This is a genomic window from Pseudooceanicola antarcticus (assembly GCF_900215355.1).
GTDB classification, from domain to species: Bacteria; Pseudomonadota; Alphaproteobacteria; order Rhodobacterales; family Rhodobacteraceae; genus Pseudooceanicola; species Pseudooceanicola antarcticus.
Window position 1 is genome coordinate 15,439 of record NZ_OBEA01000004.1, and the last position, 21,171, is coordinate 36,609.

19 protein-coding genes are annotated in these 21,171 nt (G+C 67.6%); 11 read left to right on the plus strand and 8 right to left on the minus strand.

The features are described from left to right. Nucleotides 1–36: 36 nt before the first annotated feature. Nucleotides 37–963, minus strand: a complete 927-nt coding sequence (locus tag CRO50_RS10820) for a carbohydrate kinase family protein (protein ID WP_097145939.1) — start codon at nt 961–963, stop codon at nt 37–39. Between the two features lie 774 nt (nt 964–1,737). Here CRO50_RS10820 and CRO50_RS10825 point away from each other — a divergent pair. The 3 genes from CRO50_RS10825 to CRO50_RS10835 all read left to right on the plus strand — a co-directional run bounded on the left by CRO50_RS10825 (nt 1,738) and on the right by CRO50_RS10835 (nt 6,777). Further along, on the plus strand, nt 1,738–3,147 hold the full coding sequence (locus CRO50_RS10825) for an FAD-binding oxidoreductase (protein WP_097145940.1): 1,410 nt from the start codon (nt 1,738–1,740) through the stop codon (nt 3,145–3,147). After that, nucleotides 3,144–4,310, plus strand: a complete 1,167-nt coding sequence (locus CRO50_RS10830) for an RsmB/NOP family class I SAM-dependent RNA methyltransferase (protein WP_097145941.1) — start codon at nt 3,144–3,146, stop codon at nt 4,308–4,310. The genes CRO50_RS10825 and CRO50_RS10830 overlap by 4 nt, the downstream gene beginning before the upstream one ends. Before the next feature lie 121 nt (nt 4,311–4,431). Next, complete coding sequence (locus tag CRO50_RS10835; protein WP_416061098.1) at nt 4,432–6,777, plus strand: hybrid sensor histidine kinase/response regulator; 2,346 nt, start codon at nt 4,432–4,434, stop codon at nt 6,775–6,777. A gap of 30 nt (nt 6,778–6,807) precedes the next feature. Here CRO50_RS10835 and CRO50_RS10840 read toward each other — a convergent pair whose 3' ends face one another. After that, nucleotides 6,808–7,407: a sulfotransferase family 2 domain-containing protein gene (locus CRO50_RS10840; RefSeq protein WP_097145942.1), complete on the minus strand. Its 600-nt coding sequence runs from the start codon at nt 7,405–7,407 to the stop codon at nt 6,808–6,810. 180 nt (nt 7,408–7,587) lie between these two features. Between CRO50_RS10840 and recA the strand changes: the two genes are divergently transcribed. Beyond that, nucleotides 7,588–8,661, plus strand: a complete 1,074-nt coding sequence (gene recA, locus CRO50_RS10845) for a recombinase RecA (protein ID WP_097145943.1) — start codon at nt 7,588–7,590, stop codon at nt 8,659–8,661. Nucleotides 8,662–8,774: 113 nt separating this feature from the next. On the opposite strand, the gene CRO50_RS10850 is transcribed toward recA, so the two are convergent. Continuing rightward, entirely contained in the window at nt 8,775–9,356 is a 582-nt protein-coding gene (locus CRO50_RS10850) for a hemerythrin domain-containing protein (RefSeq protein ID WP_157791794.1), read from the minus strand. A gap of 295 nt (nt 9,357–9,651) precedes the next feature. Here CRO50_RS10850 and CRO50_RS10855 point away from each other — a divergent pair, with 295 nt between their 5' ends. The 4 genes from CRO50_RS10855 (at nt 9,652) to CRO50_RS10870 (ending at nt 13,448) form a co-directional block, all read left to right on the plus strand. Beyond that, nucleotides 9,652–10,659: an ABC transporter substrate-binding protein gene (locus CRO50_RS10855; protein ID WP_097145945.1), complete on the plus strand. Its 1,008-nt coding sequence runs from the start codon at nt 9,652–9,654 to the stop codon at nt 10,657–10,659. Continuing rightward, nucleotides 10,659–11,696 (plus strand): FecCD family ABC transporter permease, encoded by a 1,038-nt coding sequence (locus tag CRO50_RS10860; protein WP_097145946.1) that lies wholly within the window; start codon nt 10,659–10,661, stop codon nt 11,694–11,696. Before CRO50_RS10855 ends, CRO50_RS10860 begins: the two co-directional genes overlap by 1 nt. Further along, the gene (locus CRO50_RS10865; protein WP_097145947.1) at nt 11,693–12,457 is read left to right on the plus strand and encodes an ABC transporter ATP-binding protein; all 765 of its coding nucleotides are present in this window, start codon (nt 11,693–11,695) and stop codon (nt 12,455–12,457) included. Before CRO50_RS10860 ends, CRO50_RS10865 begins: the two co-directional genes overlap by 4 nt. Before the next feature lie 88 nt (nt 12,458–12,545). Then, a complete protein-coding gene (locus tag CRO50_RS10870; RefSeq protein WP_097145948.1) occupies nt 12,546–13,448 on the plus strand; it encodes a DMT family transporter in 903 nt (300 codons plus the stop codon). Nucleotides 13,449–13,489: 41 nt separating this feature from the next. Here CRO50_RS10870 and CRO50_RS10875 read toward each other — a convergent pair whose 3' ends face one another. The 4 genes from CRO50_RS10875 to CRO50_RS10890 all read right to left on the minus strand — a co-directional run bounded on the left by CRO50_RS10875 (nt 13,490) and on the right by CRO50_RS10890 (nt 16,986). Then, nucleotides 13,490–14,782, minus strand: coding sequence for a TRAP transporter large permease (locus tag CRO50_RS10875; protein ID WP_097145949.1), 1,293 nt, complete (start codon nt 14,780–14,782; stop codon nt 13,490–13,492). Further along, a complete protein-coding gene (locus CRO50_RS10880) occupies nt 14,769–15,293 on the minus strand; it encodes a TRAP transporter small permease (protein WP_097145950.1) in 525 nt (174 codons plus the stop codon). Before CRO50_RS10880 ends, CRO50_RS10875 begins: the two co-directional genes overlap by 14 nt. An 82-nt stretch (nt 15,294–15,375) precedes the next feature. Beyond that, complete coding sequence (locus tag CRO50_RS10885) at nt 15,376–16,404, minus strand: TRAP transporter substrate-binding protein (protein ID WP_097145951.1); 1,029 nt, start codon at nt 16,402–16,404, stop codon at nt 15,376–15,378. An 84-nt stretch (nt 16,405–16,488) separates the two neighbouring features. Continuing rightward, on the minus strand, nt 16,489–16,986 hold the full coding sequence (locus CRO50_RS10890; RefSeq protein ID WP_157791792.1) for a MarR family winged helix-turn-helix transcriptional regulator: 498 nt from the start codon (nt 16,984–16,986) through the stop codon (nt 16,489–16,491). Between the two features lie 120 nt (nt 16,987–17,106). On the opposite strand from CRO50_RS10890, the gene CRO50_RS10895 reads away from it, so the two are divergent. The 3 genes from CRO50_RS10895 to CRO50_RS10905 are packed head-to-tail and all read left to right on the plus strand — an operon-like array spanning nt 17,107 to nt 20,544. Further along, complete coding sequence (locus CRO50_RS10895; RefSeq protein ID WP_097145953.1) at nt 17,107–18,825, plus strand: AMP-binding protein; 1,719 nt, start codon at nt 17,107–17,109, stop codon at nt 18,823–18,825. After that, the gene (locus tag CRO50_RS10900) at nt 18,822–19,631 is read left to right on the plus strand and encodes an enoyl-CoA hydratase/isomerase family protein (RefSeq protein WP_097145954.1); all 810 of its coding nucleotides are present in this window, start codon (nt 18,822–18,824) and stop codon (nt 19,629–19,631) included. The genes CRO50_RS10895 and CRO50_RS10900 overlap by 4 nt, the downstream gene beginning before the upstream one ends. A gap of 1 nt (nt 19,632) precedes the next feature. After that, nucleotides 19,633–20,544: an SDR family NAD(P)-dependent oxidoreductase gene (locus tag CRO50_RS10905; RefSeq protein ID WP_232617830.1), complete on the plus strand. Its 912-nt coding sequence runs from the start codon at nt 19,633–19,635 to the stop codon at nt 20,542–20,544. An 80-nt stretch (nt 20,545–20,624) separates the two neighbouring features. Here the strand turns inward: CRO50_RS10905 and CRO50_RS10910 are convergent, their stop codons facing one another. Then, nucleotides 20,625–21,017, minus strand: coding sequence for a DUF983 domain-containing protein (locus CRO50_RS10910; RefSeq protein ID WP_097145955.1), 393 nt, complete (start codon nt 21,015–21,017; stop codon nt 20,625–20,627). Between the last annotated feature and the right edge of the window lie 154 nt (nt 21,018–21,171).

The following is a 21,171-nucleotide window of genomic DNA, read 5'->3' on the forward strand; positions in this document are numbered from 1 at the left end:
TAGCTGCAAGCCGGGGCGCCCAGTGGCGCCCCGTTTTCATTCCAGCTCTTGCCGCCAGGGCGGGTTGGCCCCGGCGCGGGAGACGGTGACCGCGGCCACCTGTGCCCCGAAATCAAGCGCCTGGCTGAGCGCCTCTTCCGAGATCTCCCGGAGCGCCGCCTTGCTCAGCAGCCCCTGTTCCGAGAGGCTGGCCAGCACGCCGGCGTTGAAGGTGTCACCTGCGCCCACGGTGTCCACCACCTCGGCGCGCCGGGCGGGCACATGCACTTCGCCGCCCGTGTAGAAGGCCGTCGCCCCCTCGGCGCCGCGGGTCAGGATCACCATGGCGCCGGTCTCGGCGCGCAGGGCGCGGGCCTTGGCCTCGGGGCTGTCGGGGCCGTCGCGGAGCCAATCCAGGTCCTCGTCCGAGATCTTGATGATATCGGCCACCCCCAGCATCCGCGCCATGCGATCCCGGAAGGCCTCTGCGTCACGGATGAAACCGGGACGGATGTTCGGGTCGACCATCACCACGTGGCCCGCAGCCTCGCGGGTGCAAAGCGCGGCATAGGTTTCCGCGCCGGGCTCGACCGCCAGGGAAATTCCGCCGAAATACAGTGCCTTGCAGGCCTCGGGCAGGGCGGGCAGATCGTCGGGGGCGATCATCCGCCCGGCCGAATTCTCGTCGTGGAAGGAATAGGTGGCGCTGCCGTTGGTCAGCTTCACATAGGCCATCGTGGTGGGACGGTCCGAGCGGATCAGCAGGTCGGAGCCCACTTTCGAGGCCTCCATGTCCGCCACCAGGCGCGCGCCGAAGAGATCGGTCGACACGCCCGAGATCATCGCCACATCGCTGCCCAGACGTCCGAGCGCCACGGCCGTGTTGAACACCGCACCGCCGGTGTGGGGCACATAGGCCTCTTCTCCCTCGGTGGTCCTGGCGGGGATCATGTCGATCAGGGCTTCGCCGCAGCAGATCAGCATAGGGGGCTCCTTGAAGTGCGGGTAATGGTCGAACAAGAGGGCGTTTCCTCTTGGAAACACTTAAAGACTTCCGCCTGACGGGTCGAGAGGAATGCGCTCTCGGGCGTCGGATTCCGCCGGTTTCGGCAGGGAGCTGTCGGTCGTATTTGTGCAAGCCTGTGGATAAGTCTGGGGAGTTTGTGGAGCGTCTTGTCGGGGTGGGCTCCGACCGTACTTGTACGGCGCTTTACGTGCGGGGAAGGTCCGTTCGGCGGGCAATACGCAAGGGTCCGGAGTATGGTGCCCAAGATGAACTTTAAAGTTATTTTAATTCAGCAAGTTGAGGTGATGGTTTCGCCCTTGTTCCATAGCTGTTCCGTATAGCTCCGCGCTCTCTAAGCTTGCTCTTAGGGGCAAATCGGCTTGCCTTGGGTCAACGTACCAGCCTGTGGATAAGGGTGGATAACTTCGCCGGGAGCCGCGGCCGCGGCGGTGCCAGCCTGTGGTTCGAGGGGCTGCCATGGGGGTATTTGCCTGCGGGAATACCCGGAGTGGACAAGGGGATGTGAACTTTAGGAGTGTGAGGTAACTATGTGAGTTAGTGCGGATATATCTATTTCTTAATCCATTTTATTAGCGCGCATCCGATATGAAATCGCGCCGCGCGGGCGCTTCGATGCGCCCCGGTCCTGGCCCGGACAAGCGCGGATGCTTGCGCCTTTGCGGGTGCGGGAGTAGGGAAAAGCCTCTGCCGGGGAACGCTCGCCCGGCCCGCATGACGCGCCGGAGGATGACATGACCCAGACCGAAACCCAGCACCTGGCCGAGACCCCGCTTGATGCCCTGCGGCATGAGCTGGAGGACCTGCTGGGCGAGAGGCTGCAAACCGGCCAGGCGATCCGCGAGCAACACGCCAACACGGCCACCGGGCGCGGCACCCAGGCCCCCGACATGGTCACCTGGCCCGAGACCACCGAAGAGGTCTCGCGCATCCTGCGGGCCTGCTGGACCCATGGCGTGCCGGTCATCCCCTTTGGCGCCGGTTCATCGCTCGAAGGGCAGCTGAATGCGCCGCGGGGCGGGGTCTCTGTGGACATGTCGCGGATGGCGCAGGTGCTGGAGGTCCGCGACGAGGATCTGCTGGCCGTGGTCCAGCCCGGCATCACCCGCAAGCGTCTGAACGAAGAGCTGCGCGCCACCGGCCTGACCTTCCCCATCGACCCCGGTGCCGATGCCTCCGTCGGCGGCATGTGCGCGACGCGGGCCTCGGGTACCAACGCGGTCCGCTACGGCACCATGGCCGATAATGTGCTGGCGCTCGAGGTCGTGCTGGCCGACGGCACGGTGGTCCGCACCGGATCGCGCGCGGCCAAGTCCTCGGCCGGGTATGACCTGACGCGGCTGATGATCGGCTCGGAGGGCACCCTCGGCGTGATCACCGAGGCGACGCTTCGCCTGCGCGGCATCCCCGAGACGGTGCTGGGCGGGATCGCCGCCTTCCCGGATCTCGACAGCGCGGTCTCTGCCGTCATCCTGCTGGTCCAGATGGGGCTCGACATCGGTCGGGTCGAGCTGCTGGACGGCATGCAGATCCGCGCCTGCAACGCCTATTCCAAGCTGGATCTGGAAGAGACCGTGACGCTCTTCTTTGAATGCACCGGGTCCGAGGCCGTGGCCCGCGACACCGCCGAGACCTTCGCCGAGCTGGCCCGCGACGCCGGCGCCACCCATATCGACTGGTCGACCGATCCCGATACGCGCTCGAAGCTCTGGCAGGCGCGCCATGACGCCTATTGGGCCGCGCTGGCGCTGCGCCCCGGTTGCAAGGGGCTGGTTTCGGACGCCTGCGTGCCGATTTCGGCGCTGGCCGCGAACATCGCCGCCGCGCAGGAGGATCTGCAGGCCAAGGGGCTGATCGGCACCATCCTGGGCCACGTGGGCGACGGCAACTTCCACGTCGTGCTGATGACCGACCCCGAGGACGCCGACGAGGCCCGCAGGGTCGAGGACTTTCTGCACGGTGTCACCCTGCGCGCCCAGGCAGCAGGGGGCACCTGCACCGGCGAGCACGGCATCGGGCAGGGCAAGATCGGCGCGCTGGCCGAAGAGGCCGGCCCCGCCGTGGCCGTCATGCGCGCGGTCAAGCAGGCGCTCGATCCGAAGAATATCCTCAACCCCGGCAAGATCTTCGAGGTGTCCCAGTGACCCCCGCGGCCCGCATCGCGGCGGCGGCAGAGATCCTGGACCGGGTGCTCGAGGGAGAGGCCGCCGAGAAGGCGCTGACCGGCTGGGCCCGTGGCGCACGCTACGCCGGCTCGAAGGACCGCGCGGCGATCCGCGACCATGTCTTTGACGCCCTGCGCTGTCTCAACTCCTTCGCGGCGCTCGGTGGGGCCCTCACGGGCCGGGGGTTGATGCTGGGCATGCTGCGCGAGGCGGGCGAGGACCCGGCGGGCTATTTCACCGGCGAAGGTCATGCGCCCTCGGCGCTGACCGAGGCCGAGGCGACCGCCGGCGCAGAGCCCGAGACCCCGGCCGAGCGGCTGGATATCCCCGCCTGGCTCTGGGAGGACTTCGCGGCCTCGCTCGGTGACAGGGCCGAGGAGGTCGGCCGGAGCCTGCGCGCACGGGCCCCGGTCTTCATCCGGGTGAACCGCGCCGCGACCACCCGCGCGGGCCTCGCCGACGAGCTGGCAGAGGAGGGGATCGAGACCCGCCCCGCCGAGCTGGCCCGCGCCGCGCTGGAGGTGACCAGCGGCGCCCGCAGGCTGCAACGCACCCCCGCCTACGAGGCCGGGCGCTTCGAGATGCAGGATGCCGCCAGCCAGGCGATTTGCGAAGCGGTGCCCCTGGCGGATGGCATGAAGCTGCTGGACTATTGCGCCGGGGGTGGCGGCAAATCCCTGGCGCTCGGCGCGCGCGCTGAACTGCGCCTCTTTGCCCATGATGCCGCGCCGCAACGGATGAAGGACCTGCCGGCCCGCGCCCGTCGCGCCGGGCTGCGGGTGACGCTGCTCGAGACCGACGAGGTCGCCGGGCAGGGGCCCTATGACCTGGTCTTCTGCGATGTACCCTGTTCCGGCAGTGGCGCCTGGCGCCGCGCGCCGGAGGGCAAGTGGCGGCTGACCCGTGAACGGCTGGACGAGCTGACCGCGATCCAGGCCCAGATCCTTGATGAGACCGCGCCTCTGGTGGCACCGGGCGGCACGCTGGCCTATGCCACCTGCTCTCTCTTCGAGGCCGAGAACGGTGCTCAGGTCGAGGGCTTCCTGGTCCGCAATCCCGGCTGGAGCCTTCGCGAAAGCCTCTCGCTGACCCCGCTTGACGGTGGTGACGGTTTCTTCCTGGCGCAATTCGTCCGCGACTAAAGTCGCGCAGCCCTACAACTTTTGGCCTACAACCTTTGGCGAAATAGGCCGAAAGCCGACCGACTGTTAACCTTCGTTTAAGCTCTTGCGGCCCAGACTGCCGCAGGGACGAGCTTGGCGGATGGAGGGCGGTTTGGCTCAGGCGGGGACGGAGCAAGGGCAGCTCGATCTGGCCCGGCGGGGGACTGGACCGCGCGGGCAGGCGGTGCTGGTGCTTGCCTTCTTCTTCGTCGCCTCAGCGGCGCTGATCCCCGATACCATGCTCTCGCTGGTGCTGCTGCTGAGCGGTCTCAGCCTTGGCGCGCTGGTGCTGCTCCTGCGCCGCGCGGGGCAGGCTCCAGCGCGCGCCGATGCGCCCGCCGAGGTCTCTGATCTGCCGACACTGCTCGAGGGCGACGCGGCCCCCTGCCTGATCGCCGGCGGCGAAGGTGAGCTTGTTTTTATCAATCGTGCCGCGCGCGCCATGTTTTCGGGCGAGACACCCGAGACGCTGGAAGCCGCGCTGTCCTGCCGGGTCAATGCCGCCGAAGCGGTGGTGCGCCGCCTCACGGTGGCGCTGCAGCGCGATGGCTCGGCCAGCGAGGACCTGGTGACCCCCACGGGACATATGCGGCTGAGCGTGCAGCGGCTGGAGGCCGGGCAGTCGCTCTGGCGGATCGAGGAGCTGGGCAGGACGGCCGAGGATGCCGAAGCGGGCCAGCTGCCGGTGCTGACAGTGGGGCGCGGTGAGGCGATCCTCTACATGAACGCGGCGGCGCGACAGCTTGCCGGCGGCCGCCCCAGGCGGCTGAGCGACCTGGTGATCGAGGGCCCTGAAGGGGCCGAGCGCCGGGTGCTGATCCGCACCGCCGATGGCACCGAAGACCGTCGCATGACCGAGATCTCGCGCGCTGCCGGACGGCGTGAGATCCTGCTGCTGCCCATGGACGCCGAGATCACCGAGGCGGCGCGCGAAGAGGCCGGCACGATCTGGTCCATGGTCGATGCCCTGCCGGTGCCGATCCTGCGCCTGTCCGTCGAAGGCAAGATCGAGCTGGCCAACGCTGCCGCCTGCCACCTGCTGTCGATCCCCGCCCGCCCGGAGGCCGAGCTAGGCGACCTGATGGAGGGGCTGGGCCGCTCGATCCGCGAATGGTTGGCCGAGGCGGCCTCGCAGCCGGTCGAGAGCCCCTCGAAGCCGCGCTCGGAATTCCTGCGCTTGTCGCGCTCCGAGATCGAGGTCTTCGTGCAGGTCGCGGTGAAGCCGATGCCCTTCGACGGGCGGGTGGCGCTGATCGCCGTGCTCTCGGATGCCACAGAGCTGAAGACGCTTGAGGCGCAGTTCGTCCAGAGCCAGAAGATGCAGGCCATCGGTCAGTTGGCGGGCGGTGTGGCTCATGACTTCAACAACTTGCTGACCGCGATCACCGGCCATTGCGACCTGCTGCTGCTGCGCCACGACCAGGGCGATCCGGATTACGGCGACCTCATCCAGATCAACCAGAACGCCAATCGCGCCGGCGCGCTGGTCGGCCAGCTGCTGGCCTTCTCGCGCAAGCAGACGCTCAGGCCCGAACCGCTGGACCTGCGCGACACGCTCTCGGACCTGACCCACCTGCTGAACCGGCTGGTCGGCGAGAAGGTGACGCTTTCGCTCAGCCATGACCCGGTGCTGCCGCAGATCCGCGCCGACAAGCGCCAACTGGAACAGGTGCTGATGAACCTGGTGGTGAACGCCCGTGACGCCATGCCCGAGGGCGGCGAGATCCGGGTCACCACCGAGGTGCTGCACCTCGAGGAAGAGATGCACCGCGATCGCGCCATGGTCGCGCCCGGAGACTACGTCTCTGTCCGCGTCGACGACACTGGCTGCGGCATCCCGCCCGACAAGCTGCCCAAGGTCTTCGAGCCCTTCTTCACCACCAAGCGGGTGGGAGAGGGCACGGGCCTGGGCCTTTCGACAGCCTACGGGATCATCAAGCAATCGGGCGGGTTCATCTTCGTCGACAGCACCCCCGGCCAGGGGACCTGCTTCACGCTGCTCTTCCCCGCCCGTGCGGCCGAGGCCGAACCCGAGCCGGAGGTGCTGCCGCCGCAGACCGACGAGCCGACCACCGCGCGCGGCGATGGCGTGGTGCTGCTGGTCGAGGACGAGGCGCCGGTGCGCGCCTTCGCCAGCCGCGCCTTGCGGCTGCGCGGCTACACGGTGCTCGAGGCCGAGAACGCCGAAGATGCACTCGAGGTGCTGGACAGTACGACACAGCGGATCGACGTTTTCGTCACCGATGTGATCATGCCCGGAATGGACGGTCCCAGCTGGGTGCGCGAGGCGCTGAAGACCCACCCCGACACCCGCGTGGTCTTCGTGTCGGGCTATGCCGAGGACAGTTTCGCCGAGTTTGCCGACAAGATCCCGAATTCGATCTTCCTGCCCAAGCCCTTCTCGCTGGCCGAGCTGACCGAGACCGTGCGGCGCCAGATGGTCTGAGCTGATGCGCCGGGGTGCCCGGGCCGGCCGTCAGGCGCGGGGGATACCCTCCCACAGGGCAAACTCCTCGGCGCATTTGCGGCGCAGCTTGGCCTCGATCTCGGGCGAGAGGGTCAGCTCCATCGTCGGAGAGACGTTCTCTCGTCCGGTCTCGATGCTCACCTCAAGCCGTGCCTCCAGCCAGGCGCGCAGGGCGGGCTGATCCTCGTAGCGGAAGAGCTTGGTGGCGCAGGTGCCATTGCCCGCCGGTTCCAGGAACTTGGCCTGGCTGCCGACATTGGCGAACCCCGGCCGCTTGCCCTTGCAATAGGCCTCGACGAAACTGTCGAAGCTGATGCCATGGGTGGCGTTCGGCTTGCCCTGCATGAAGGGCCGCTGGCGGAAACGATACCAGGACCCGAGCCAGGAGATGGGCTCTCTCACAACGGCGAGAATCTCCATCTCGTCGCTGATGAACTTGTCGATCATCGGGCGGAAAAAGCGGTTGTAGCGATAGACCGGCGCATGTTTCAGCTCGGGCGGATTGGCCACATGGATGTCCGCCAGCGGCGCCAGAGCGGATTCGTAGGCGGTGGTTCCGGTCTTGGGCACCGACAGGAACACCAGCCGCGCCTTGGAAAATACCAGCATTCCCGTCCCCTTAGCCGCGTTTCTTCGCCGTAAACTACTCTTTAACCCCGTCGTCGCAAAGTCGCGCTGCGAAGAAATTTATTGAAATGTTCTACTTTTGCCCCCATACCTTTGGGAACAAGAGGCGAACATCGGCAGAGATTGCCGCCCCTTCCGGGGTGTGAAATAAGGGTGCAAACAATGGCAACGGCAGATCTACTTTCCATGAACGGCAAGAAAGACCCCAACAAGCAGAAGGCGCTGGATTCGGCGCTGTCGCAGATCGAACGTCAGTTCGGCAAGGGCTCTATCATGAAGCTGGGGGGCAAGGATGCCATCCAGGAGATCGAGGCGACATCGACCGGCTCGCTCGGCCTTGATATCGCGCTCGGCATCGGCGGTGTGCCCAAGGGGCGGATCGTCGAGATCTATGGCCCCGAGAGCTCGGGCAAGACGACGCTGACGCTGCATTGCGTGGCCGAAGAGCAGAAGAAGGGCGGCGTCTGCGCCTTCGTTGACGCCGAACATGCGCTTGACCCGCAATATGCCCGCAAGCTGGGCGTCGACCTGGACGAGCTGCTGATTTCGCAGCCCGACACCGGCGAACAGGCGCTCGAGATCACCGATACGCTGGTGCGTTCGGGGGCGGTGTCGATGGTCATCGTCGACTCGGTCGCGGCGCTGACGCCGAAGTCGGAACTGGAAGGCGACATGGGCGACAGCTCTGTCGGTGTCCATGCCCGCCTGATGTCCCAGGCCATGCGCAAGCTGACCGGCTCGATCTCGCGCACCAAGTGCACCGTGATCTTCATCAACCAGATCCGCATGAAGATCGGCGTGATGTTCGGCAGCCCCGAAACCACCACCGGCGGCAACGCGCTGAAGTTCTACAGCTCCGTGCGTCTCGACATCCGCCGCATCGGTTCGATCAAGGACCGCGACGAGGTGGTCGGCAACTCGACCCGCGTCAAGGTGGTGAAAAACAAGGTGGCCCCGCCCTTCAAGCAGGTCGAGTTCGACATCATGTACGGCGAGGGCATCTCGAAGATGGGCGAGCTGATCGACATGGGCGTCAAGGCTGGCGTGGTCGAGAAATCGGGCAGCTGGTACAGCTACGGCGACGAGCGGATCGGGCAGGGGCGTGAGAACGCCAAGACCTTCCTGAAGGAGAACCCCGATATCGCCTACGAGGTCGAGGACAAGATCCGCGCCGCCCATGGCCTGGATTTCGGTGCCGCGCTCAAGGACGACAGCGACGACGTGATGGAGGGCTGAGGCCCGAGGCCTAAGCTCTGCGCAAAGAAAAAGGCGGTGCCCCCGGGGCGCCGCCTTTTTTCATGCCTGCCAGGCGCGCGATCACGGTCGCGCTGCCGGATCGCCGCGAGGGATCAGATTGCCCCGAGGTAATAGCCGATGGCCTCTGCCAGCTCGGTTTCCTCGTAGCCGAAATGAGAGCGCACGACCTCTTCCAGCTTGCGGAAGGTGGCCCCGGCATGGGCGAAATTCTCGTCACTGGGGTCCTGCGACAGGGCCTCTGCGGCGCGGGCGAGGCGAATGATCAGCTCGTGCACGACCTCATGTTCGGATTGCAGCTTGGCCACCACCTGGCGGAACATGCCGCCGCCGGCCGCCTCGATCCGGGGGAACATGTCGGCGCCCTCGATGTCGTGGTGGAACTTCAGCACCTGGCATTCGCGCCCGCAAAGCGAGCCGAAGGCGCGGAAATTCTCGGCCATGTCGAGCGAGAGCACGATACGCTTCAGATGATCGGGCGGCGTGTCGCCCGCCTCGATCCGCGTCAGCACCGCGGCGATCTGGGCGATTTCCATCAGGTAGTGACGGTGGATCGCGGCCAGTTGGCTGCCCTGGCGACGATGCATGTCGGTGGCCTCGGGCACGGGCGGGGCTTTGGGGCGGGCGGCCTCGTCGAGGCTCAGCTCATCCAGCGATTGGGTCGATAGGTCAGTCATGACTGGTAACAAAGGCTTTCGCCCCGCCAAGTCAAGGAGATCGGTCCGGCGCGGGCGGCGCGAGCCTGCCCTAGCGGAGGATTGCCGCATATCTGCCGGCCGCGGCCCGAAAGCGGGCAGGGCGGGCGCCTCCGGCTCCAATGCAGACCGCCCGGCCGGGTACACAACCGCCAGTGGAAGGCGAACCCGAGGTCCTCTTTCTGCCCGGAAGTCGGGGCCAAGAACATCCCTTGAAACCCCCTGTGGATACCTGTAGGCGGTATCCGACAGAACTACTCAACAATGAGATTCCACCATGTCCAACACCTCGACCATGGCATTTGCAGCCGCCGCGCTGGCCCTTTCGGCCGCTGGCGCACAGGCCCAGACCGACTATCCGCTGACCATCGAGAACTGCGGCCAGAGCGTGACCTTCGAGGCCGCGCCGCAGCGCGCCGTGGCCCTGGGCCAGAACAGCGCCGAGATCATGCTGCTCCTGGGGCTCGAGGACCGGATGGCGGCAACGGCCTTCTGGCCCAACCGGGTGCTGCCCGAACTGGCCGAGGCCAACGAGGGCGTCGAGCTGCTGACGGTGGAATTCCCCACCCTGGAAGCGGTGCTGTCGAAGCAGCCCGACTTCGTGGCAGCGATGCTGACCACGCTGCTTGGCCCCGACAGCAAGGTCGCCAAGCGCTCTGACCTGGCCGACCTGGGCGTTCCCTCCTACCTCTCGCCGAGCGCATGTTCGACCACGCTGGACGGCAGCGACGCCTACGGCTCGCGCGATAAACTGTGGAGCATGGACCTGCTCTACAAGGAGATCGAGGACATGGCGCAGATCTTCGACGTCACCGAGCGCGGCGACGCGCTGATCGCGGATTTCAAGGCCCGTGAGGCCGCCCTGCGCGCCGAATTCGCCGACAACGAGGACCTGACCTTCCTGTTCTGGTTCTCCAGCGCCTCGCCCGCCGACGATGCCTATCTCGGTGGTGGCAACGGCCCCTCGGGCTATATCGCGGATATCCTCGGCGGCTCCAACGCCATCACGACCGAGGCCGACTGGCCCGCCCTCGGCTGGGAAGGCATCATGGCCGCTGATCCCACCGTCTTCGTTGCCGCCCAGGTCGACCGCAACCGCTGGGACCTGGACACCGCCGAGAACAAGATCGCCTTCCTGGAATCCGATCCCACCGTCAGCCAGATGGAGGCCGTGCGCGAAGGCCGGATCGTGGTCATGAGCGGTGCCGCCATGAACCCCAGCATCCGCACGCTCTACGGTGCCGAGCAGGTGGCCGAGCAACTCAAGGCCCTCGACCTCAAGTGATGGGCTCTGATCGAACAGAGGGCGGAGCCGGACGGCTCGCCCTCTTCCTCTGCCTTTCCGGGATCGTCCTGACCCTCGCCGTCGCCGCCGCGACGGCGATTGGCGATTACAACATTGGCCTGCGCACCGTCTTCCTGTCGGTCACCAACGAGCTGGGGCTGACCGGGGCCGAGATCGCACCCATCGAGCAGAGCGTGGTCTGGAACCTGCGCCTGAGCCGGGCACTGGTGGCGGCGCTGGCGGGGGCGGGCCTGGCGATCTGCGGGGCGATCCTTCAGGCGCTGCTGCGCAATGCGCTGGCCGAACCCTTCGTGCTGGGCGTCTCTGCCGGGGCCTCGACCGGGGCGGTCTGCGTGATCGTGCTGGGCATTGGCGCTGGCGGGCTGTCGCTGTCTCTTGGCGCCTTTGCCGGGGCCTTCGCCGCCTTCGCCCTGGTGGCGATGCTGTCCAATGGCGCGACGAGCGGGCCGAACCACACCATCCTGGCCGGGGTGGCGGCCTCGCAGCTCTTCAACGCGCTGACCTCCTATATCGTCACCACCTCGGGCAATGCGCAGCAGGCGCGGGACGTAATGTTCTGGCTTCTGGGCAGCTTCGGCGGCGTGCGCTGGCCGGACTTCCAGCTGCTGCTGGTGGTGGTCTTCGCCTGCCTCGCGGTCTGCATCTGGATGGCGCGCTCGCTCGACGCCTTCACCTTCGGGGACGAGGACGCGGCCTCGCTCGGCGTGCCCGTGGGGCGTATCCGCCTGGTGCTCTTCGGCGTGACCGCGCTGCTGACCGCGACCATCGTCAGCATGGTCGGCGCCATCGGTTTCGTCGGCCTCGTCGTGCCCCATGCGGCGCGCTACGTGGTGGGCCCGCTGCACCTGCGCCTGCTGCCAGCCTGCGCCGTGGTCGGCGCGGTCTTCATGGTGGTGGCCGATATCGTCTCTCGGGTCATCGCCACCCAGCAGACCGTGCCCATCGGGGTCGTCACCGCGTTGGTCGGCGTGCCCTTCTTCGCCATCATCCTCTACCGTGCGAGGCCGCAGACATGAGCGTGATTGCCCGGAACCTGAGCTGGGGCGTGCGGCGCAAGACCATCGTGTCCGATGTCTCGCTGACCGTCGCACCCGGAGAGACCCTTGGCCTGATCGGGCCCAACGGATCGGGCAAGTCGTCGCTGTTGCGCCTTCTGGCGGGGCTGCGCCGTCCGGCCACCGGACAGGTCGAGATCAACGGCCGCGACATCGGCCAGGTGCCGCGCAAGGCGCTGTCGCGCGAGGTGGCCTTCGTCCAGCAGAGCGCGGCCACCGACACCAATGTCACCGTGGCCGACGTGGTGCGGCTTGGCCGGACACCGCACCGCTCCGCCCTCGCGGGCTGGTCCGAGACCGACGAGTCCGCCGTCACCGAGGCGCTCGAACGCGTCGGCATGACCTCGCGCCGCAGGCAGGCCTGGCAGACCCTGTCAGGCGGAGAGCGTCAGCGGGTGCATATCGCCCGTGCCCTGGCACAGGCGCCGCAGGTGATGTTTCTCGACGAGCCGACCAACCACCTCGATATCCACCACCAGATCGAGATCCTGCGCATGGTGCGCGACCTCGATCTGACCAGCATCGTCGCCCTGCATGACCTCAACCTCGCGGCCATGTACTGTGACCGGATCGTGGTGCTGCAGGGCGGCTCTGTCTGTGCCTGCGGCACGCCCGAAGAGGTGCTGACGCCGGATCTGCTGCGCGATGTCTTCCGGGTCTCGGCGCATATCGACGCCTCGGCAGATGCGGGCCGCCCGCATATCCGCTTCACCGCGGAATGACCGGGCGCGCCTGCCGGATGACCCGGCGCGCCTTCGGGGTCCCGGCGCGGGGCCCTTCCTCTCTCTTCCCTGTCCAGGATGTCATGCCATGAGGGCACCGCTCAACTCCGCCTCCCGCCCGGTCTCGAATGAAAGGCTGGGGGTCATCCTGCGTATCCTGTCGACCCTGGCCTTTGCCCTGATGGGGGTCTGCATCAAGGCGCTTGGCGACAGCGTGCCGCTTGGCCAGGTGGTCTTCTTCCGCTCTGCGGTGGCGCTGCTGCCGCTCGTGGCCTACCTGTACTGGCGCGGCGATTGGCCGGGCGGGCTGAGGACCTCGCGCCCGTTGGGCCATATCGGGCGCTGCCTGATGGGGGCGGCGGCTATGTTCACCTCCTTCGCGACGATCCGGCTGCTGCCTCTGGCCGAGGCGACGATGCTGTCCTACCTCGCGCCGGTGGTGCTGGCGCTGCTGGCCTGGGCCCTGCTGGGAGAGCAGCTGACGGCGCGCCGGATCGCCGGCGTGGCGCTTGGCCTGGCCGGGGCGGCGGCCTTCTGCCTGCCGGCCTTTGCCGGTGTGCTGCCCGATGCGGGCGGCCTGGGGGTGGTGCTGGGTCTGGTCACCGCCGTGCTGACCGCCGGAGCGCTTCTGCAGGTGCGCCGCCTGACCATGCTGGGCGAGGGGGCGGGGGCCATTGCCTTCTGGTTCGCCGTGGTCTCGGCCCTGGGCGGGCTGGCGACGCTGCCCTGGGGCTGGAGCTGGCCGGGGCCCTCGGGCCTGGCCCTGCTGATCGCCACGGGTCTTGCCGGCGGGCTGGCCCATATCCTGATGACGCTCTCGTTTGCCCATGCGGATGCCTCGGCGCTGGCGCCTTTCGAGTATCTCTCGGTGCTCTGGGCGGTGATCCTGGGTTTCGCCTTCTTCGCCGAAGTGCCTGGGCTGGCCTTCGTCGTCGCGGGTCCGCTGGTGCTGATCGGGGCCTTCATTGCGCGCCCCGGCAGGGCGCGCTAGGCCGGGGGACCGCGCCACGGCAAGGCGGCGCGGTCGGAGGCTTACATGGTGCTCGGCAGCCAGAGCACCAGCGCGGGGAAGGCGATCAGCAGCGCCAGCCTGAGCAGGTCGGTGAAGATGAAGGGTATCACTCCGCGGAAGATCGTCGTCAGTTTCACGTCCCTGGCGATGGTGTTTATGACGAAGACATTGATCCCCACCGGCGGAGAGATCATGCCCAGCTCTGCCACCATCACCACGATGATGCCGAACCAGATCGGGTCGAAGCCGAGCGAGATCACCACCGGGTAGACGATGGGCACCAGCAGCAGGATCATCGCCATGGTGTCCAGGATGCAGCCCGCCAGGATGAAGGCCACCAGGATCAGCCCGAGCGTGCCATAGGCCGAGAAGTCCAGCCCGACCAGCCAGTCGGTCAGCTTCTGCGGGGCGCGGGTGATGGCCAGGAAGTAGCCGAAGAGAACCGCTCCGATCAGCACCGTGTAGACCGAGACCGAGGTGCGCAGCGCCTCGACCAGGCTGTCGAGGATGACGCGGGCGCTGAGCCTGCCTCGGGCCACGCCGATCACCAGGGTGACGAAGGCGCCGACGGCGGCGGCCTCGGTGGGGGTGGCGATGCCGGTGTAGATCACGCCGATGACCGCAATGAAGAGCAGGCTGACGGCCCAGATCGGTGCCAGGGCCGTCATCGCCTCGCGCCAGCTGAAGGGGGTGCCTTCGGGCAGGCCGCGGCGGTGCATGGTGAGGATCGTCGCCATGTAGAGCAGCACCGCGATCAGTCCGGGGATCACCCCGGCGATGAAGAGCTGCCCCACGTCGTTCTCGGTGATGTAGGCATAGATCACCAGGATCACCGAGGGCGGGATCATCGAGCCAAGGGTGCCGCCGGCGGCGATGACGCCCGTGGCCACGTCTTCGCGGTAGCCATGGCGGCGCATCTCGGGCAGGGCGACCTTGGTCATGGTGGCGGCGGTGGCCACCGAGCTGCCGCAGATCGCCGAGAAGCCGCCGCAGGCCGCCACGGTCGACAGCGCCAGGCCGCCGCGGAACTGTCCGAACCAGGCGTTGGCGGCGCGGAACATCTCGCGGCTCATCCCTGAGTTGGTGGCCAGGATCCCCATCAGGATGAAGAAGGGCACCAGGGTCAGGTTGAAGTCGGTCACCGTGCGCACCGGTGCCGAGGCCAGCAGGTTCAGGGCCGGGCCCGTACCGCGGATCATGGCGAAGCCGCCCAGGCCCACCAGGCCCAGGGCCACGCCGATCGGCACCCGCACCAGCAGCAGGGCGAAGAGCGCGACGAAGCCGCCAATGGCCGTGAGGTCAGCGAGTGTCATGGGTCACGTCCTCGATCTCCTGCGCTTCGGCAGAGGTCAGATGATCCCGGCCGCTGACAATGCGCCAGAGCTTGATCGCGATGGTGAAGAGGCTGGCCAGCATGCCCAGCCAGATCAGCCCGTAGAAGGGCCAGATGGGAATTCTGAGATCGTAGGTCAGCTGGTTCGAGCGCATGGCCGAGAGCGTCGCGCCCAGCACCTTCCAGACCAGCAGCCCGGCAAAGAGCAGCAGCACCGCCCAGGCGAAGCTGTTGATCACCCGGCGCAGGCGCGGGCCGGTGGCATCGACCAGCAGGTCGACCTGGATATGGCCGCCACGAAAGCCGATCACCGCGAAGCCCCAGAAGAGGCAGGCGCCGACCAGCAGGCGGGCAATGTCGAAACTGTCGGGAATGGGCGCCGCGAAGGCGTAGCGCCCCAGGGTCGAGGCCACGATCAGCAGCATGACCGCCCCCAGCAGGAGGGCCGAAACGACCTCGATCCCGCGAATGAAGAGATTGATGGCGCGCAAGGCGACCTCCGGTGTGCTCGGAAGGGAAGGGGGGCTCCGGAGGCGCGTGCCCCCGGAGCCCGGTGCCTGTAGCGGGGCTGGCTTACTGGCCGAAGGCGCCGCCGGCCTCGGTCAGACCGTCAACGAGGTCCTGCAGGGCGGCCTGCGGATCTTCAAGACCGGCCTTCGCCGCATCCTCGGCCCAACCGGCGCGGATGGTGTCCGACAGGGACATCCACTCGGCCATCTGCGCCTCGTCCGGGGTGTAGAAGGTGTGGTCTTCGCGGGCGGCGAAATCGGCGCGGCTGCCGCTTTCCACATCGGCCCAGCCGGTGGCGATCTTCTGCGACCACTCGGGGGTGCAGTGATCGTCGATCACGGCGCGGTTCTCGTCCGAGAGCCCCTCGTAGACGCCCTTGTTGATCGCGTAGACGAAGGCGACCGAGTAGAGCGGCAGGTCGAGGTGGTGGGTGACAACATCATCAACCCCAAAGAGGATCAGCGAGTTCCAGGGCGAGGAGGTGATGTCGGCGCCGCCCGAGGACAGGATCTCGCGCATTTCGGGCACGGGGACCTGCACGGTGCTGCCGCCGGCGGTGGCGATCATCTTGGCGATGGTGCCCTGCGGCGGGCGGACGTTCTTGCCTTCGAGATCGGAGGGCGCGGCCAGCGGGCCCGCGGTGCCGTGGAACATGCCCGGATCATGCAGGTGGACGAGGCAGACCTTGACCTCGGGCATCTCCTGCTCGGCGTAGTCCATGTACCATTCGTGCAGCGCCTTGCTGGCCGTGGTCGCATTGGAGACCAGGAAGGGCAGCTCGGCGGCGGCGATGATCGGGAAACGGCCGGCCTGGTAGCCGGGGTTGATGAAGGTGATATCGGCGATGCCGTCACGCGCCATGTCGTAGTGATCGGGCGCGGCCCCCAGCTGTTGCGCCGGGTAGAGGTCGATGCCGATGCGGCCTTCGGAGGCCTCGGAGATCGACTCGATCCAGGGCTCGAAGCCGGTGGATTGCAGCGCATGCACCGGCGGCAGCCAATGCGAGAAGGCCAGCGAGACCTCCTGCGCGCTGGCACCCAGCGGAGCGGTCAGGGCCGTGGTGGCAGCCGCGGCGAGCATAAACTTCTTCATGTAGTCCTCCCTAGAGTGTGCGCCGCTCCTGGCGGCGTCTGAAATCCGGCCCGCATCTCCTCCACGCGGATCGGAGGTTTTCTGTCAGAGCTTTCGCAGGTTCTCCACGATCTGGGACAGGCCCTCGACCATGACCCGGATCTGCTCCGGGCTGAGACCGGCGGTCATGTAGCGCTCCATCTGCAGGGCAGAGTCGCTGAGCTCGGCGACGACCTGGTCGCCCTTGCCGGTCAGGTAGACCGCCTTTGCGCGGCGGTCCCCCTCGACGTCGCGGCGCTCCACGATGCCTTCGCTCTCCATTCGGTCGAGAATCGGCACGACGCTGGAGCGCTGCAGCCCGACGGCCTCGGCCAGCCGATGCTGCGGGGCGCCGGGGTTGTTCTTGATGATCGACAGCAGGCCAAGGAAGCGCGCGGCGCCGCCGTAGCCCGGCTGCTTCTTCTCGAACTGCCGGTAGGACAGGATCTGCGCCATGCGGATCTGGAAGTTGAGCGAATGCTGCAGCTCGGAGCCAAGCGGCAGAAGGGCATCGGGGCTCTCTGCGGCGCTGCGGGCGGTCGAGATGTCGAGATCGTCGCTCATGTCCTGCCTATTGTTCGATGTCAGATTGATTGATGTCGAACTATTCGATAGCATCCCTTTCGTGACCTGTCCAGCGACCTGACGCTGGTGGAGGCGGGGCACCGAGGAGGAGACCTGAAGATGACGACCGAAATGGACACCCGAGCCTGGTGGAAACCCGACGAGACCGGACCAGAGATCCTGGACGTGACGCTCGGCGACATGCTGGATTGCCAGGCGGCGACCTTTGGTGATCGCCCGGCGGTGACCATCGACGAGGATGCCGGGGCGGGGGGCGCAGCCTGGAGCTATGCCGAATTGCGCGCCGAGGTGGACGAGGTGGCGCGCGGGCTGATGGCCCTGGGCATTGCCAGGGGGGACCACGTGGCGGTCATGGCGCAGAACTGTGCCGCCTGGGTGCTGCTGGAATATGCGCTGGCCAAGGTGGGCGCGGTGCTGGTCACGGTCAACCCGGCGCTCCTGCGCGATGAGCTTGCCTATGTGCTGGGCCAGAGCCGGGCCCGCGCGCTGATCTTCAGCCCGAGCTTCCGCTCCAATGATATCGCGGCCTCGCTGGCGCAGCTGATGCCCGATCTGGATGGCCTCACCGGCGGCCGCCGCAAGGGGGGCGCAGAGCTGCCGGGGCTCGAGCTGCTCATCGGTCTGGGCGAGGCGCCGGGCTTTGCCATGGGCTTCGAGGCGATGCGCGAGGGCGCAGGGGCGGTGACGCCAGAGGCGCTCGCGGCCCGCCAGGCCGAGGTGCAAAGCCGCGACGTCTGCCAGATCCAGTATACCTCGGGCACCACGGGCAAGCCCAAGGGCGCGATGCTGACCCATCGCTCGACCGTCAACAACGCGCGGCTGACCGCCGACCGGGGCGATTTCGGCCCCACCGATGTGCTGCTCTCGGCGATGCCGCTCTTCCATACCGCCGGTTGCGTCTGCAACGTGATGACCATGCTCGTCGTCGGCGGCCACCTGGTCACCATGGACAGCTTCGAGGCGACGCGGATGCTGCAGCTCTGGGACAGCCATGCGCCGACGGTGCTGAATGCCGTGCCCACCATGATGACCCGGATGCTTGAGCATCCCGACTTCACCAGCTACCGCACCCGCACCCTGCGCAAGGCCTTCACCGGCGGCACCAATATTGCCCCCAGCCTGATGCGGCAGATGAAGGAGAGGACCGGCGGCGATCCCCTGATCCTCATGGGGATGACCGAATGCAGCCCGGTGATCACCCTCACCAGCCCGGCCGACAGCTTCGAGGAGCAGCTCGCCACCGCCGGCACGCCGCTGCCGCGCACCGAGATCCGCATCGTCAATCCCGAGACCGGCGACCTTTGTGCCTGGGGCGAAAGCGGAGAGCTCTGCATTCGCGGTTACAACACCATGGCGGGCTATTTCGACATGCCCGAGAAGACCGCCGAGACCATCGACGCGGGCGGCTGGCTGCACTCGGGCGACCTGGCCGAACTGGCGCAGACCGGGCACCTGAAGATCGTCGGTCGCCTGAAGGACATGATCATCCGGGGCGGCGAGAACGTCTATCCGGTCGAAATCGAGGAGTGCCTCTTGGACCATGAAACCGTGAGCCAGGCCCAGGTGGTCGGCGTGCCCGACCCCGATCTGGGTGAAGAGATCTGTGCCTTCGTGATGCCCGCACCGGGGGCGGAGCTCGACCCGCAGGGGCTGCAGGCCTTCTGCCGGACCCGCATGGCGCGCCACAAGATGCCGAAGTACATCCAGGCCATGGACGCCCTGCCGCTGACCGCCAATGGCAAGGTGCAGAAGTTCGCCCTGCGCGAGGAGGCCGCGAAGCTCGTGGCTTCGGGCGCCCTGGTTCCGGTGCGCCGATGACCAGCCCCTTCCTCTTTGAACGCGACGGCCATGTCGCCACGCTGACCTTCAACCGCCCCGAGCGGCGCAATGCCATCAGCCCCGAGGTCGCCTGCCGGCTGGCCGACGCCATGGGCGAGATCGCCGAGGATGACGCGATCCGCGTCGTCATCCTGACCGGCGCGGGCGACAAGGCCTTCTGCTCCGGCGGTGACCTGGCGCTGTCGCTGCCGCTGCTCTCTGGGGCGCGGGCTCCCGAGACCGAGTGGGATCACCGCTTCCTTGGCGACGAGAGCGTCCATGCGCGCACCGCCCTGCGCGGCTTCGAGATGACCAAGCCCATCGTTGCGGCGGTGAACGGCCCCTGCATGGCCGGCGGCATGGAGATCCTGCTGGCCACCGACATCCGCATCGCCGTGCCGGGGGCCAGCTTCGCCCTGCCGGAGGCGGCGCGCGGCGTGATCCCCTTCGCCGGGGCGCTGGCCCGGTTGCCGCGCCAGATCCCCTATGCGGCGGCGATGGAGATGATGGTGGCCAATGTGCCCATGCCCGCCGAGACCGCCCTGCGGCACGGGCTGATCAACCGCATCGTGCCGCCGGAAGAGCTGATGCAGGCGGCCCGCGAGATGGCCGCACGGATCGCCTCCGCCGCGCCTGTCTCGGTGCAGCAGATCAAGAAGACGGTGACCGAGGCCATGGGCCGCCCCCTGGACGAGGGCTATGCCCTGGAAGACCGCGCCAAGGCCATCGTCATGGAGACCGAGGACGCGCGCGAAGGCCCGCGCGCCTTCATAGAAAAACGCGCGCCGCGCTACAGGGGGTATTGAGGTGAGTGAAGTGAACGTATCGCTGGCAGGCCAGGTGGCGCTGGTGACCGGCGCGGGTCGCGGCATCGGCCGGGCCATCGCGCTGGATCTCGCCCGCGCCGGGGCCGCGGTGGTGGTCAACGACATCGACAGCGCGCCGGCCGAGGCGGTCCGCGACGAGATCCTCTCCGGCGGCGGCCAGGCCATTGCGCGGGCCGCCGAGATCGGCGCCGAGGGCAGTGCCGAGGCCTGCATCGAGGCCGCGCTTGCTGCCTTCGGCCGCTTCGACGTGCTTTGTGCCAATGCCGGGGTGCTGCGCGACAGCGTGCTGTGGAAGACCGAGGACGAGGCCTTCGACCTGGTCCTGCGCACCCACCTTCGGGGCACCTTCCAATGCGGCCGCGCCGCCGCCCGTCACTTCCGCGCCGCCGGGGAGGGGGGCGCGATCATCTGCGTGGGCTCGCCGGCCGGCCAGCTGGGCAACTTCGGCCAGTCGGCCTATTCGGCGGCCAAGGCCGGGATCGTCGGCATGGCGCGCACCTGGGCGGTCGAGTTGCAGCGTGCCGGGGTCGCGGTCAATGCGATCATCCCCACGGCCCTGACCCGGATGACCGAGACCATGCCCGCGCTGGCGGGCTACGTCGAGAAGCTCCGTCAGGGAGAGCCCCTGCCGGATCACCTTCGGGCAGAGCAGGGCATCGGCACGCCAGAGGATATCGCGCCGCTGGTGGCCTTCCTGGCCTCGCCCGCCGCCCGCGCCATCACCGGCCAGTGCCTGGGGATAGGCGGCGACCGGCTGTCGATCTGGTCCCATCCGCAGGAGCTGGGCGCGCTGATCCAGCCCGGCGGCTGGACGGCGGCCGGCATCGCCGAGGCCTGGCCCGCGCTTTCGAAAGACCGGCTGCAGAGCTTTGGGGTGGTGTTGCCCGAATAGGGCCCGCTCCGGGGGGAAAGGTCTCCCGCCCGGCAAGACGAATGGCCTTGGCCGGTGCTGCCGGCCAGGGCCAGGTGGGATCAGGCGGGCTTTCGGCCGAAACCATGCATCCTCTTGGCCCACTGGATGCCGACCAGCAGACCCTTCATCCGGGGCAGCATCAGCAGCGAGAGCACCGTCGCCATGGCGCAGAGCAGCAGGGCCAGGGTCAGCGGATCATCCTTCAGGTAGCCGAAGCTGGCATGCATGACGAAGCCCATGACATGGGCGACGATCAGGATGGTCAGGTAGGCCGGGCCGTCGTCCGCACGGTGGTGGTAAAGCTCCTCACCGCAGGCCGAACAGCAATCCCGCACCTTGAGATAGCGCGAAAAGAGCTTTCCCTCGCCGCAATGGGGGCAGCGCGACTTCAGGCCTCGCAGGACAGCTGGCTTCAGCTCGCGTTCCGGTTCGGCATGGGTTTGCGTGGTCATGTTCCAATTCCCTGACAGCCATGGCTGTCGCTGTAGAAGGCCGTTTCGGGCCGTGTGGGGGCGGCGTACAATCTATACCCGAGAGCGCCTTTCAGGAACCCACGGTGACGCAGGATCGGATATGCATTGACCTGCCAGCTCGTCAATCCCGGCC